Annotated in this window: 9 protein-coding genes and 1 tRNA gene; 6 read left to right on the plus strand and 4 right to left on the minus strand. The window is 55.6% G+C overall.

Going from position 1 to position 13,490, the window contains the following annotated elements:
- Positions 1-396 carry a hypothetical protein gene (locus AC2FID_RS08175; RefSeq protein WP_174822482.1) on the minus strand — a complete coding sequence of 132 codons (396 nt, stop codon included), beginning with the start codon at positions 394-396 and terminating at the stop codon, positions 1-3.
- A gap of 786 nt (positions 397-1,182) precedes the next feature.
- Here AC2FID_RS08175 and AC2FID_RS08180 point away from each other — a divergent pair.
- Positions 1,183-1,267, plus strand: a tRNA-Leu gene (locus AC2FID_RS08180).
- Positions 1,268-1,845: 578 nt separating this feature from the next.
- On the opposite strand, the gene AC2FID_RS08185 is transcribed toward AC2FID_RS08180, so the two are convergent.
- Together AC2FID_RS08185 and AC2FID_RS08190 are read right to left on the minus strand one after the other, a co-directional pair.
- Entirely contained in the window at positions 1,846-3,003 is a 1,158-nt protein-coding gene (locus AC2FID_RS08185; protein ID WP_496836285.1) for an acyl-CoA dehydrogenase family protein, read from the minus strand.
- Positions 3,000-3,635 (minus strand): TetR/AcrR family transcriptional regulator, encoded by a 636-nt coding sequence (locus AC2FID_RS08190; RefSeq protein WP_496836287.1) that lies wholly within the window; start codon positions 3,633-3,635, stop codon positions 3,000-3,002. The genes AC2FID_RS08185 and AC2FID_RS08190 overlap by 4 nt, the downstream gene beginning before the upstream one ends.
- Before the next feature lie 113 nt (positions 3,636-3,748).
- On the opposite strand from AC2FID_RS08190, the gene AC2FID_RS08195 reads away from it, so the two are divergent.
- The 5 genes from AC2FID_RS08195 to AC2FID_RS08215 all read left to right on the plus strand — a co-directional run bounded on the left by AC2FID_RS08195 (position 3,749) and on the right by AC2FID_RS08215 (position 11,189).
- A complete protein-coding gene (locus AC2FID_RS08195) occupies positions 3,749-5,533 on the plus strand; it encodes an acyclic terpene utilization AtuA family protein (protein WP_496836289.1) in 1,785 nt (594 codons plus the stop codon).
- Complete coding sequence (locus AC2FID_RS08200) at positions 5,533-7,152, plus strand: acyl-CoA carboxylase subunit beta (protein ID WP_496836290.1); 1,620 nt, start codon at positions 5,533-5,535, stop codon at positions 7,150-7,152. The genes AC2FID_RS08195 and AC2FID_RS08200 overlap by 1 nt, the downstream gene beginning before the upstream one ends.
- A 55-nt stretch (positions 7,153-7,207) precedes the next feature.
- On the plus strand, positions 7,208-9,181 hold the full coding sequence (locus AC2FID_RS08205; RefSeq protein ID WP_496836291.1) for an acetyl/propionyl/methylcrotonyl-CoA carboxylase subunit alpha: 1,974 nt from the start codon (positions 7,208-7,210) through the stop codon (positions 9,179-9,181).
- Positions 9,182-9,269: 88 nt separating this feature from the next.
- Positions 9,270-10,073 carry a TIGR03084 family metal-binding protein gene (locus tag AC2FID_RS08210; RefSeq protein ID WP_496836293.1) on the plus strand — a complete coding sequence of 268 codons (804 nt, stop codon included), beginning with the start codon at positions 9,270-9,272 and terminating at the stop codon, positions 10,071-10,073.
- Between the two features lie 6 nt (positions 10,074-10,079).
- Positions 10,080-11,189: an AI-2E family transporter gene (locus AC2FID_RS08215; protein ID WP_058272136.1), complete on the plus strand. Its 1,110-nt coding sequence runs from the start codon at positions 10,080-10,082 to the stop codon at positions 11,187-11,189.
- Between the two features lie 101 nt (positions 11,190-11,290).
- Here the strand turns inward: AC2FID_RS08215 and AC2FID_RS08220 are convergent, their stop codons facing one another.
- On the minus strand, positions 11,291-13,270 hold the full coding sequence (locus AC2FID_RS08220; protein WP_496836295.1) for a bifunctional 2',3'-cyclic-nucleotide 2'-phosphodiesterase/3'-nucleotidase: 1,980 nt from the start codon (positions 13,268-13,270) through the stop codon (positions 11,291-11,293).
- Positions 13,271-13,490: the final 220 nt, after the last annotated feature.

The following is a 13,490-nucleotide window of genomic DNA, read 5'->3' on the forward strand; positions in this document are numbered from 1 at the left end:
TCAGCCTCCGGTTCCGGTCGCGGCCAACGTGTCTGTTGGCGTGCTGGTCATGGTGTCGATTCGGGCGATCAGATTCAGGGCATTGCCCAAGATAGCGGCTTCGGCGCCCGGCGAAATCGACTCGAAGGTGTGGCAATCCGCCAAAACTTCGATCGAGCTGAAGCGCTCGCTATTTTCAAGGCGGGCAAGACGACGCCCGGTCGGAAAGCCCTCGGATTTGGTTTCGGGCAGCGGCATACGCGAGTTGGCTAGCAAGTATCGCCGCCCCGAGCGCGTGCGCAATGAAACGCCAAACCCGGTGTTTGGATGGTCGCGGTTCAGGGATTTGAGTTCACCAAGAAAACTTTCACGCGCAAGGCCAACGGCTTCTTGCTCGGCAGCAGCGGAGTTCATCATATTGGTCACGTTTCAGACCCTTGTACTGGAGTTGAGCGAAAAAACTCGTACAGCGCCCGAAGGCAAAAAAGACTCATTAACTCCTTCTGCTCATAAGTGACTTTCAAGGCGGTCTTATTTTGACGCGAATAAGATTTTTTGGCGTTTGAATTGTGTCGCAATTGTGGTCGGTGGTATTTTTTAACCACAACTTACGAGCGTATTTTCGGCATCGATGTAGACAGCGCCATTTGCCGTTTGCAGCATTCAAGAGGACAAAATTTGCAACGGCGCAAATGTGCGACATTTTTGAGTGCGGATTTAGTAATTTGTTAATAAACGGAAATTAGACACCTCTTTTGAACTCAGCCCAACATAATTTACGCAGAGGACGTCTGTAAAATTTGTGTTTGTTGGAATCGTCTTTGGATTCTCACCATTGCAGGATCTTAAATGAGAGGCGCTTTACTCAACGTTAGATAGTTTTCAAACTATCACCAAAAGAACCTGAATGTTGCTAAATGCAAAACAATGAAATTGAAAAATTTTGACCTGGGAATCTTTTTTATCTGCTCGGAAAACGCCAATAATCAGACTGCTTTCCTGTCGCGAACAGCAACATATGAGAATAACCCGCATCCTGCTTGGCAGCGGCGTCCAGCACACATCATATGTGCACGGCGGTCGGTTCAGAAGCATGTTCCGCCGATGTCATCAATAATCTTGTGCACAACTCAATTTTACCTCTCGCACTCCGCAGCAAGCTTTGCTATTCACGCCGACATTCTGGCACTGAGTGCTTGGGTTGCGGGTGTGGCGAAATTGGTAGACGCACCAGATTTAGGTTCTGGCGCCGCAAGGCGTGGGGGTTCAAGTCCCTCCACCCGCACCATATCGTTCTAGAGAATTTTCCATTCCGGATCGCCTTTGCGGGCTTTCAGGCAATCGATAAAGTTCTATACTGGATAGCCGACTGGATTTTGACACCCGAACAGTCGGGTGCGTTCGCGAAGCGAACGATAAGGTGACTGCATCCATAGTGAAAACACCGGTCTCCATGTCTAGGAACGGCGGGTTGCATGGCCTTCTTTTCGGAACGTGTTGTCAGGAGAACAGGTAGTAGACCGTTGGGGACGTGGCCAAAATAGCCAACGCAACGACAAGCCAAACCAAAACACAAACCCAGTAGGTTCCCGGATTTTCGGCACGGGTAACCCGTTCCCACAAGTAGGTCGAACCAAATACCAAATCTCTGATAGCCCATATCAACAAGCCAAGCCCCACATAGAACCAAATATCCATAATTCCCTCGCGTGTTGAGTTTGGTGCAACTTAGATTGTCATGAATGATTGCGCAATTGTGCATTGATCATTTACGGACAATTGCCAGGAAAAGGATTTGTCTAAGGCTGGCCTGTCGGCGACCTCTTCACGTTCATAGTACGCGCATGCGGACCCGTAACGTCGCCGCTATTGCACGGCCAATCCCATCTGCCGCACGGCCAGATCGCGCAATATCTCTTCGGATCCGCCGCCAATTGCCATTATTTTGATTTCGCGCCAGACACGCTCGACAGGGTTACCCAGCATGTACGCGGCACCGCCAAAGATCTGCATCGCCTCGGAAGCAACAAATTGCAGCGACGTCGTGGCCTGAACTTTGGCCTTGGCGATTTCGGCGACAGGCATCAAGCCCTGCTCAATCGCCCAGCAGATCCGCTCGATATATGCCTCATTCATATCTATCCGGGCGGACATTTCTGCAAATTTGTGGCCAATGACTTGATGTTCGACCAGTCGCTTGCCGAATGTCTCGCGTTCCCGTGCCCAGTCCAGCGCACTATCGTAGCATAGTTTCATCATTCCCAACGAAGCGGATGTCAGGCCGAGCCGTTCAAAGTTGAAATTGTTCATGATTGCGATGAAGCCCCTGTTCTTAGGCCCCAACAGGGCAGTAGAATCCAGCTCGCAATCATCGAAATGCAGTGTCGCTTGCTGTGAACTGTGCCAGCCCATCTTGCCACCAAAAGGTGTACGCCTGAATCCGGGCGCGTCATGAGGGACCAAGAACAACGAAATGCCGGTCAATCCTGTTCCACCGGTACGGGCACCAACCACAAACCATTCGGCATCCATCCCCCCGGTGATATAGGTCTTTTCCCCGTTCAGAATCCATTTGCCGCCTTTGCACTCGGCCCTTGTTTGAATATTGGCAACGTCCGACCCTGCGCCCGGTTCGGTGATCCCAAGGGCCGACATCATGCGCCCCGAGATGATCTCGGGCAGCACTTTCTGTTTGAACTCCTCGGAAGCGAATTTCGCAATTGGGCTGATTGAAATCGTGCGCCCCCCTACGGCGGCTCCGATACCGGATGCCCCACAACCAAACAGGATTTCGCTATAATCATGGCGCATAAATGCATTGTCGAAACCCAGACCGCCGTATTCCTCATCGATCCCAAAGCCAAATACTCCGAACTCAGCGATTGCAGCATGCAGTTCCCATGGAACGCTGCGATCCGCCTCCCATTGCTCAATATGCGGTTTGATTTCGGCATCGACAAATCGCTGGAAATTCCCGCGGAAAGCTTCGCGTTCCGGGGTCATGAAAGGGGATGGCAGGGTCATTCGACCTCCTCGACGTCATTTTTGGGCAATACCTGAAGCTGGCTTTCCATCATGCGGGCAAAGCGATCCATCATCTGCGTAAGGTATTCTGGCGACGAAACGAATTTCTCATGCAACAACAAACCACGCAGGAAGTTCCGGGCGATACTCCACAACAATTCAGTGTCGTCACGGTTGCCTGTTGCGCTGACATACCGGGCTGAGATCAGGCTCAGGTTCGATTTGTCCCAATCTCTCAGGCTCTGTTCAAGCATTCCAAACAGTTCCGGATCGGTTCGGCAAGCAACCAGAATCTCGACTATGGCACGTCCGCCTGCGGAATTTACGATATTGGCCCAGGCGGACATAATCAGATCATAGACGGGCTGAGGGGCGCGATCATGTGGCCAGAGCGGGTTTTGCGCATTGCCAAGCAGTCGCATCGCGGTAGATGCGACCAGGGCCTGTTTCGTGGGGAAGTGATGCGTAATTGCCCCGCGTGAGATTCCCGCCTTGGCCTGCACCTTGGCAAAAGTAGTCTCGGCATACCCAAGCTGATCCAGACAGGTGACCGTCGCATTGCAGATTTTGGCCTGCATATCCCGGGACCTTTGATCCTGGACCGAGGGTTTCTTTGGCATCGTATCCGTCATCTTCCGTCGCGTCGCAGTGGCAAATCTTCATTGACCAAGGCGGTCAGGGGATCATAAAAACAGAACAGTCGGTCTGTAAACTGCAGATCGTACCCAAGCGGGAGAGACGTGGCGTGACACATTCTCTGCGGATCGGAGGAGCAAGTGGTTTTTGGGGGGATGCCCCTCATGCGACACAGCAATTGCTGCGTGCCCCTCAGATTGACTTTCTGGTCTACGACTACCTGGCCGAAATCACCATGTCGATCATGGCCCGCGCCCGTCTTAAAGACCCCCAAAAGGGATATGCGGTGGATTTCGTCTCTGACGTTATGGCCAACAATTTAACCCAAATCGCCGAGCAAGGCGTCAAGGTCTTGTCAAATGCAGGGGGGGTCAACCCAGTGGCCTGTGCTGATGCATTGCGTAGCAAATCTGCTGAGTTGGGATTGAACTTGAAAGTTGCAGTGGTCGAAGGCGACGACCTGCTGCCGCGTATGGCTGAGTTTGTCGATCGGACTGAGATGTTTTCCGGTGCGCCGATGCCACCGATCGAAAAGATCGCCTCGGTGAATGCTTATGTTGGGGCAGGGCCGATATTGGCGGCGCTGCACGCCGGGGCTGACATCGTCATCACAGGCCGCTGCGTCGACAGCGCACTTACGTTGGCCGCGTGCATGTATCATTTTGGATGGCGGCACGAGGACCACAACTTACTGGCTGCCGGGTCGCTTGCGGGGCATCTGCTGGAATGTGGACCCCAAGCCACTGGCGGGAATTTCACGGATTGGGAAATGGCGGGGGATATCGCCCAAATTGGCTATCCGATTGTCGAGGTAAGCGCAGATGGCGGGTTGGTCTTGACCAAGCCGAAGGGCACGACGGGATGTGTGGCCCCAGCTTCGGCCTGCGAGCAGATGCTGTATGAGATCGGCGACCCGCAGTCCTATATTCTGCCTGACGTGATTTGCGACTTTTCCAATGTCAGGATTGAGCAATCCGAGCCAGACCATGTAACCGTTTCGGGTGCAAAAGGCCGCGCGCCGACCGGGCAACTCAAAGTGTCCGCCACCTGGGCGGATGGCTATCGCGCGGGCATGACGATTCTGATCAACGGGCGTGAGGCACGACAAAAGGCGAAGACTTTTGCCCAAGCGGGGTTGGATCGCGCGCGCGCTGTCCTGCAACGGATGGGCACCCCCGACTATCGCGAGGTGTCGTTTGAAACCTTCGGAGGTCGGCCTGGCGACGGTGATTACGAAGAGATCTCGTTCAAGGTAGCCGTGAAACACGATGACCCTCGCGCGGTTGGCGTATTCCTGCGTGAAATGACCGGGTGCGCATTGGCCGCACCGCCGGGGTTGCACATCTTTACCGGAGGAGGGCGTCCAAAGCCCTCGCCAGTCGTTGCCCTGTTTTCCTTCTTGGTGCCAAACAACACGCTGACCTATTGCGTAACGATGGATGGGGACGATATCGCATACAATCCGCCGAAAACGTCCCCACAAGACCCGGAACCTGTCCCGGCAAAAGCCCCGGAAATAGCCGATGAAAAGGTGACCGAGTGGATCACATGCCCCTTGGAAGATTTGGCCTGGGCTAGATCTGGAGACAAAGGCGACGCCGCAAACATTGGGGTCATTGCACGTCATGCTACCTTTTTGCCCTACATTTGGGCCGCGCTGACCGAAGCGACGCTGGCAGATGTTTTTTCTAACCACCTATCTGGCAGGGTCGAACGGTTCTATCTTCCAGGAACGCATTCCATGAACATTCTGCTGCACAATGCGCTGGGTGGCGGTGGCGTCGCCTCGTTGCGCAACGACGCGCAAGGCAAGAGTTATGCCCAGATATTGCTGGCCACACCGATCAGGATTCCTGCAGAGTTATTCTCATATCCCGAGCGAGGAGAAAGCTGATGGGTTTTGTCAGTAAAGTCGTCCGCGATTCTGACAGCTTTGCCAAGAACCGAGCCGATATGCTGGCTCTTGTCGACGAGATGCGCGCGCTTGAAGCGCGTCCTGTCGCCCTGTCAGAGAAACGGCGCGAACGGATGGAAGCCCGGGGGCAGATCACACCCCGTGACCGTTTGGCCCAACTGTTGGATCCTGGCATGCCTTTTTTGCAACTGCACGGGTTGGCGGGCTACTGCGTCGATACTTGCGATCCTGAGCAATCGGTTCCGGGCGCGTCATTGGTCATCGGCATCGGCTTCATCTCGGGCGTGCGTTGCATGATCATCGTCGACGATTCAGGGATCAAGGCCGGCGCGATGGTCGAGATGTCAGCTGCGGCCTTCCTGAGCGCGCAAGACATGGCATTGAAACAGAACCTGCCTTTTGTGCATCTTGTCGAAAGCGCCGGTGCAAACCTGATGGAATACAAGGTCGAATTCTGGGCCAATGGCGGCAAACTGTTCCGCAATCTGGCCCGCCATTCGGCCGCAGGACTGCCCAACATTGCAGTGCTGCACGGCCCGTCAACCGCCGGCGGGGCCTATATGCCCGGCCTTGCAGACTATGTCGTTGGCGTGAAGAACAACGGCATGGCCGCCTTGGCCGGTGCCGCCTTGGTTCACGCGGCGACGGGCGAAAAGGCCAATGACCGTGATCTGGGCGGGTCCGAGATGCATGCCACCACATCCGGGCTGGTCGACTATCTGGCCGAGGATGATGCGCACGGTATCGAAATGGCGCGGAACGTGATGGCCCGGCTGGATTGGAACAAATCCTTGCCTGTGCGTCGCAGCAAAGAAGTGCAGCCACCGAAATATGATGCGGATGAGATCGCAGGCATTGTTCCAACCGATTATCGCGTTCCCTATGACGTCCGCGAGGTTGCGGCCCGCATAGTAGACGGCTCGGATTTTGAGGATTTCAAGCCCGAATATGGCTCAGCGACTGTCTGTTTGCAGGCCGCAATCAATGGTATCGCTGTGGGTATTCTTGGAAACAACGGGCCACTGGACCCTGCAGGCGCGAACAAAGCCGCACAGTTTATCCAGTTATGTGGTCAGGCCGATATTCCCCTTATTTTTCTAAATAATATCACAGGGTTCATGGTCGGCACCCAATATGAACAAAGCGGCATGATCAAGCATGGGGCCAAGATGATCCAGGCCGTTACGTCGGTCGATGTGCCCAAGATCACGCTCTATGTCGGGGCAAGTTTCGGGGCCGGCAATTACGGGATGTGCGGCTACGCCTATGACCCGGACTTCCTGTTCGCCTGGCCCAATGCGGCAACGGGCGTAATGGGAGGTGAGCAAGCCGCCGGGACGATGGAACTGGTTGCGCGCGCAGGGCTCAAACGCAAAGGGATCGACCCCGACGAAGCCAAACTGACTGCGCAAAAGGCAGCGATCACAGCACATTTCACACGACAGGAGAATGCATTTTACACCTCGGGCCGGTGTATCGATCATGGCGTCATCGACCCCCGCGACACGCGGCGTGTGCTGGGTTTTTGCCTTGAAACCTGCCTTGAGGGTCGCGCGCGAACGGTCAAACCCAGTTCGTACGGGGTGCACAGGTTCTGACCATGCTGCATTACTCACCAAATCCACATCCAAGATAGATAGCAGAGGCTGAGGCATGACATTCGACACGCTTCTCGTTGCCAATCGTGGGGAAATCGCCGCGCGTATCATGCGAACCGCCCGGTCGCTTGGCCTGCGCACAGTGGCCGTTTATACAACCTCTGACGCTCGGGCACCCCATGTCGAACTTGCTGATGAGGCAGTTTGGATCGGTGAAGGGCCGATTGGTGCCAGCTATCTGAACGCAAAAAAGATCATTGCTGCGGCTCAGGAAACTGGGGCAGGGGCGATCCACCCGGGCTATGGGTTTTTGTCCGAAAATGCGGGTTTTGCAGCGGCAGTCGAGGCCGCGGATCTGACTTTTATCGGACCCGATCCCAAAGCGATCCGGCTGATGGGCGACAAGGCCGTCGCCAAACGCCTTATGATTGGCGCGGGCGTTCCCTGCGTTCCAGGGTATGAAGGCGATGATCAATCGGGTGCCGCACTGGTCGCTGAAGCGAGCAAAATCGGTTTTCCCATCATGGTCAAAGCCGCAGCTGGTGGCGGTGGACGCGGAATGCGCGTGGTCCAATCCGCCGACGCTCTTTCTGAGGCGATTTCAATCGCAAGATCCGAGGCCGAGAGCGCTTTTGGATCCGGCGAACTGATCCTTGAGAAAGCGATCGGTGATGCGCGCCACATCGAGTTTCAGGTTTTTGCCGATGGGTGCGGGAACGTAATTCATCTGGGCGAAAGGGAATGCTCGGTCCAGCGTCGCCACCAAAAAGTCATCGAAGAAGCCCCAAGCCCGGTCATGACGACAGAGTTGCGCGCAAAAATGGGGGCTGTGGCGATTGAGGCGGCCCGTGCGGTGAGCTATCGCGGCGCCGGAACCGTGGAGTTTCTATTTGAACCGTCCGGCGTGTTCTATTTCCTTGAAATGAACACCCGACTGCAGGTTGAGCATCCTGTGACCGAGATGGTCACTGGCCTCGACCTAGTGGCGCTACAGATCGCTGTCGCGCAGGGTGACGCCCTTCCAATCTCTCAGGAAGACGTCACCTTGACCGGCCACGCCATTGAGGCGCGGCTTTATGCCGAAGACCCCGCTAACGGATATCTGCCGGCGACCGGTCCAATTGATTTCTGGCAGGCTGCGTCCGGTCCCGGAATGCGTGTGGATTTCGGCATTCAGCAGGGACAAGAGGTATCGCCTTTCTATGACGCCATGCTTGCAAAGATCATCGCGCACGGTCCAACCCGCGAAACGGCACGTGCGCGGCTGATCAAAGCTGTGCATGAAACTATTTTGCTGGGAACGGTGACAAATTCGCGGTTTCTTGCAGATGTGCTGCAGCACAGAGATTTCATTGCCGGCGATGCAACGACAACATTTCTGGATCGGACCTACCCCCGGGGCTTTCCTGCGTACTGGGTAACTGCGCAGGACGTCGCCTTGGCGGTTGCGCTGTTGTTGGGTGCGGATGAGGCCCGCGCAAGGGCGGCGGCGGGCTATGTATCCGCCGAACAGTTGGGTTGGTCCAGCGCGGCGTTACCGCCGTTCGCCGTGACGCTTGCCTATAGTGACGAAGAGATACAAACGCGCGCACGCGTCTGCCCCGATGGATGGACGGTATGGGTTGAGGGCAACGCGTATGATGTTTCGTTTATCAAGCGCAGCAGCGGGAAGGTCCGGGCACGCATAAATGACAACACCGTCGACGCCACCGCACACATAACCCGCGACACAGCCCAGATCGCCATCGGCGCCGAGCGCCTGACGTTTCGACGCCTGCGTCCCGGTGTATTGGATGCGGGAACGATCGCTAGCGGTCGCGTCACCGCCCCCATGCCGGGTGCCCTGGTCGAGGTGGCGGCAAGACCTGGTCAAAGCGTTTCGATAGGCGACTGTCTGGCCGTTCTCGAAGCCATGAAGATGCAACACCAGATCACTGCTGCCGTTGCAGGCGTCGTGACCTCTGTCCATGTTGAGGTCGGGCAGCAGCTGAGCGCGGGGGATGTGATGATCGAGATTGACGAAATATAGATAGAATTGGGTGTGTGTCGGTCACCGCCGCTCAGACACTGCATCCGGGGACATCGAATAGGCAAATACAAAATTGAGGGAACAAGCAGTGCAACAGGCAACGGATTTTCTGCAAGAAAGCGAGGCATTGTTTGCCATTCTGGACGATATTTCGGGTGATCAATGGGAAGTGCCAACTCAGTTCAAGGGATGGACGCTGAACGATGTTCTGGTGCATCTGCACTATTGGAACCAGATGGCAGATCTGTCGCTTCAGGACCCCGACGCGTTCACTGCGCGCATTGGGGCATTGTTTGTCAAAGCCAAGGCCGAAGGGCTGCGCGCAGCCGAGAACGAAGCGATCTTGCTGCGCGGGAACGAGCTGCGCGATTCCTGGCGGACACTTTACACAGATATTGGCGCGCGTTGGGCCGATTTCGATCCAAAGCACCGGGTGAAATGGGCCGGTCCAGATATGTCTGTACGCTCGTCGATCACGGCCCGCCAGATGGAGACTTGGGCACATGGGCAAGAGGTTTTTGACGTTCTTGGTGTCGAGCGCGTCGAACATGACCGGGTCAAGAACATCGTCATTCTGGGTGTGAATACCTTTGGCTGGGCCTATCAGGTCAACGGCAAACCTGTGCCCGAGGCGATGCCGCGGCTTGAACTGACCGCGCCATCCGGAGCCTTGTGGGAGTTCGGTGAACGGGGGGACAATCGGATAACAGGCCCTGCGGTAGATTTTGCACAGGTCTCAGCCCAAACCCGCAACATCGCGGATACATCGCTGAAGGTGGAGGGGCCGGTTGCTGCCGAATGGATGTCAATCGCCCAGTGTTTTGCCGGTGGTCGCGAAACGCCTCCTGCACCGGGCAGCCGTCACCGCGCTCGGGGCGCGCAGATCGCGTGAAAGAAGTTGAATGTAAGCCTTGAACCCGGCACAAAAGGAACCACCCGTCCGACCGAAAGCGAAGATATGCTGCTGTTTAATGTGACAAAACTTGCATCTGGCCTGATCGTCGCTGTTGTCATCGGCTGGCTGCTGGTGCTGGGCAAAAGTATCCTTCTTCCGGTGCTTCTAGGCATAATCGGGATATACATTCTGGACTCGACCGCCTCGACAATCGGCCGTGTTCCGGGGTTGCGCCACATTCCACGCCGCGGGCGCCGTTTGCTTGCGCTGCTTGCCATATTTCTAACGTTGGTTCTGATAGGGGTCTTTCTTGAGGCAAACGCGCAAGCGGTCGCCCAGAATATCCCGCGTTACCAAACCAATTTAAAAGCGTTGATTGACTCGGCAATGGCGATGTTGGGCGTCAAAAAACTGCCAGATTGGTCCACGATCGAGCAGACGATTGCTGGCAAGTTCGATATTTTGGGTTTTGTGCAGGGGACGCTTTCCACAGTGCAGGGTTTCGGGACGGTCATGTTGATGACAATCCTTTATATTGTGTTCATCCTATCCGATCTGGATGACATGCCGGAAAAAGTTAGAAAGGCTTTGGGTGATGCCGAAACAGCTGACCGGTCGCTGCAAATCGTCGCCCAGATCAACCAGAAGATTGGCAGCTACCTAAGCGCAAAGACCCTGATCAACGTCATTTTGGCTGTGATATCATATGTGATCATGTTGTTGCTTGGGATCGAGTTCGCAATGTTCTGGGCCATATTGATCGGACTTTTGAACTATATTCCGTACCTGGGTTCCATTGTTGGCGTTCTGTTTCCCGTAATGCTGAGCCTCGTGCAATTCGGCGGCATCTGGCATGCCGGGGTCGCACTGATCGCGCTTATGGCCGCTCAGCTGTTTGTCGGAAACTTCCTTGAACCCCGCTTGGTCGGAAACTCGGTGAACCTGAGCGGATTTATGGTGCTGTTTTCGCTGACGATCTGGACCGCGATGTGGGGTCTGGCAGGCACCATATTGGCGATACCGTTGACTGCCGTGGTGATGATTATCTTGTCGCAAATCCATTCTACGCGACCGCTGGCGATTTTGATGTCAGAAAGCGGCGAACTTGACTGATTGCTCCAAAGCCCGGTTTTAAGTGTTTAAAAATTCGCCATCTTCGGTGCGCGACCGCCACCCATTAGTCGGGGTGGCAGCCGGCTTAAAATCTTTGACGTTTAAAGTTTAATGCGGAACGCGGCAAAACCATCCGCGCCTTCGCCTGCGTCTTCGATCACCACTCCTTTGACATCGCTCATATAGTCGCGCGCTTTGGGGCCGGTTTCGAAAAGCACCGTGGTATCTGCGAGCGGGGCGAAGGACCAGTTGGCGTCCGCTTTTGGATCAATTGTGCCCTGCTCGACAATGTAGCGAACGATGACGTCGCGGTTGGTATCGGGGGCCTCGAAGACAACCGTGTCGCCCAATGCGCCCGGGAAAGACCCGCCGCCAGACGCGCGGTAATTGTTAGTGGCGATGATGAATTCCATGTCATCCGTAACCGGCGTGCCGTTGAAGGACAGGTTCACAATCCGCGCCGCGTCTGGGTTCACTTCTTCGCCTTTTGGTCCAAATCGCGAGGGCTGGGACAGGTCGATCTGATAGGTCACGCCGTCCATTACATCAAAGTTGTAGGATGGGAACTCTGGGTTCAGCAGGATTGCGTCGGCCGAGCCCGGCTCGACCTGATTGAACATGCCTGCCGAACGCTCCAGCCAGCCTCGAACCTGTGCCCCGTTCACGCGGACCGCCCGCACGGTGTTTGGATAGAGGTACAGGTCAGCCACGTTTTTGATAGCCACATCGCCCACTGGAACGTCGGTATAATACTCTGGCCCACCACGCCCACCGGCCTTGAAAGGGGCGGCGGCTGATAGGATGGGCAGCCCTTCGTGCTCGGTGCCCTTCATCATCTCTTCAACATACCATTTTTGCGCGATCGACACGATTTGCACCGATGGATCATCCGCGACGAGTGCGAAGTAGCTGTGCAAAGGCGCGGACGTCTTCCCAACGGCGCGGCGCACATAGGCCAGTGTTTCGTCGTGATCTTTGGCGACCGAATCCAGCACGGTCTGGTCGTCGCCAACCAGCGCGGTGATTGAGCGATCTTCGTTGCGCTTTGAGATCGGGCGCGCCTCGGACGTCGTTGTTACAACGCGCCATTCATTCCCGTCGCGTTCCAGCAACAGGTCCAGCAGACCCAGATGCGAGCCCCAGAAACCGCCCATGACTGCTGGTTTGCCCATCAGCGTGCCTTTTTCGACGTCGATACCCGGGCGATCCGCGAATGTAGGCGAGGGGAAGACCAGATGATTGTGGCCCGTGACCAGCGCGTCGATGCCATCGACGCCGGCCAGCACGACCGAGGCGTTCTCCATCCCATCAGTGTGATCGGCCTCACCGATGCCCGAATGCGACAGGGCGATGATCAGATCACAGCCTTGCTCATGCATTTCTGGCACATACGCTTTCGCCGTATCGACGATGTCGCGGGCCTGAACCTTGCCTTCCAGGTGCTTGCGGTCCCAATTCATGATTTGAGGTGGGGTAAAGCCAATGACGCCAACCTTGATTGGATGCTTGTTGCCGTCGCCCATTTCAATTTCGCGGTCGAGAATGGCGTAAGGCTTGACCAGGGTCTTATCATCGCGTGGCCCCGCGCCTTGTTCCTTGGCGATATTAGCCAAAACGACCGGAAAATCTGCTCCAGCCAGTGACTTTTCCAGAAAATCCAAGCCGTAATTGAACTCGTGGTTGCCCAAAGTAGCGGCGTCATAGCCCACGGTGTTGAATGCGGCGATGATTGGATGGCTGTCGCCTTCTTTCATGCCGCGCTCATAGGCGATGTAGTCACCCATTGGGTTGCCCTGCAAAAAGTCGCCATTGTCCACCAGCAACGAGTTGGTTGCCTCCGACCGAATGTCATTGATGATCGATGCGGTGCGCGACAGGCCTACCGTATCGCGCGGCTTGTCTGCGTAGTAATCATAAGGGAAGACATGCACATGGATATCGGTGGTTTCCATGATCCGAAGATGCGCCTGATTGTCGGCAGCAGCGGCCGAAAACGGGTGTAGGGTGATTGCGGCGGCGCTGGCCGTAGTTGTGGCAAGGAACTGGCGGCGAGACATCGAAAAATGGTTGGAGGAGGTCATTCGGAACCTTTCAATATGTTGGCTAACGCGCCTTCTGCATGACTTACAAAACAACCGTGTGACACTGGTATCCAACGCGTTTGCAGCGGCGCGGCGCATGCGGGAATGTTTGGTACTGATGCCCATTGTGATCTGCTTACCCAATCATGGCAACATGTGTCGATTTGAGACGGTTGATTATCGCGCGGTGCATATTGCGGAAATAGCGACAGCGGCATTG

Source organism: Ruegeria sp. CDSC068 (assembly GCF_059610545.1).

Excerpts from the sequence above, each read along its gene's own strand:
- AC2FID_RS08175 (WP_174822482.1), bottom strand. The coding sequence starts at position 396 with ATGATGAACTCCGCTGCTGCCGAGCAAGAAGCCGTTGGCCTTGCGCGT.
- AC2FID_RS08185 (WP_496836285.1), bottom strand. The coding sequence starts at position 3,003 with ATGACCCTGCCATCCCCTTTCATGACCCCGGAACGCGAAGCTTTCCGC.
- AC2FID_RS08200 (WP_496836290.1), top strand. The coding sequence starts at position 5,533 with ATGGGTTTTGTCAGTAAAGTCGTCCGCGATTCTGACAGCTTTGCCAAG.
- AC2FID_RS08205 (WP_496836291.1), top strand. The coding sequence starts at position 7,208 with ATGACATTCGACACGCTTCTCGTTGCCAATCGTGGGGAAATCGCCGCG.
- AC2FID_RS08220 (WP_496836295.1), bottom strand. The coding sequence starts at position 13,270 with ATGACCTCCTCCAACCATTTTTCGATGTCTCGCCGCCAGTTCCTTGCC.
- AC2FID_RS08190 (WP_496836287.1), bottom strand. The coding sequence starts at position 3,635 with ATGACGGATACGATGCCAAAGAAACCCTCGGTCCAGGATCAAAGGTCC.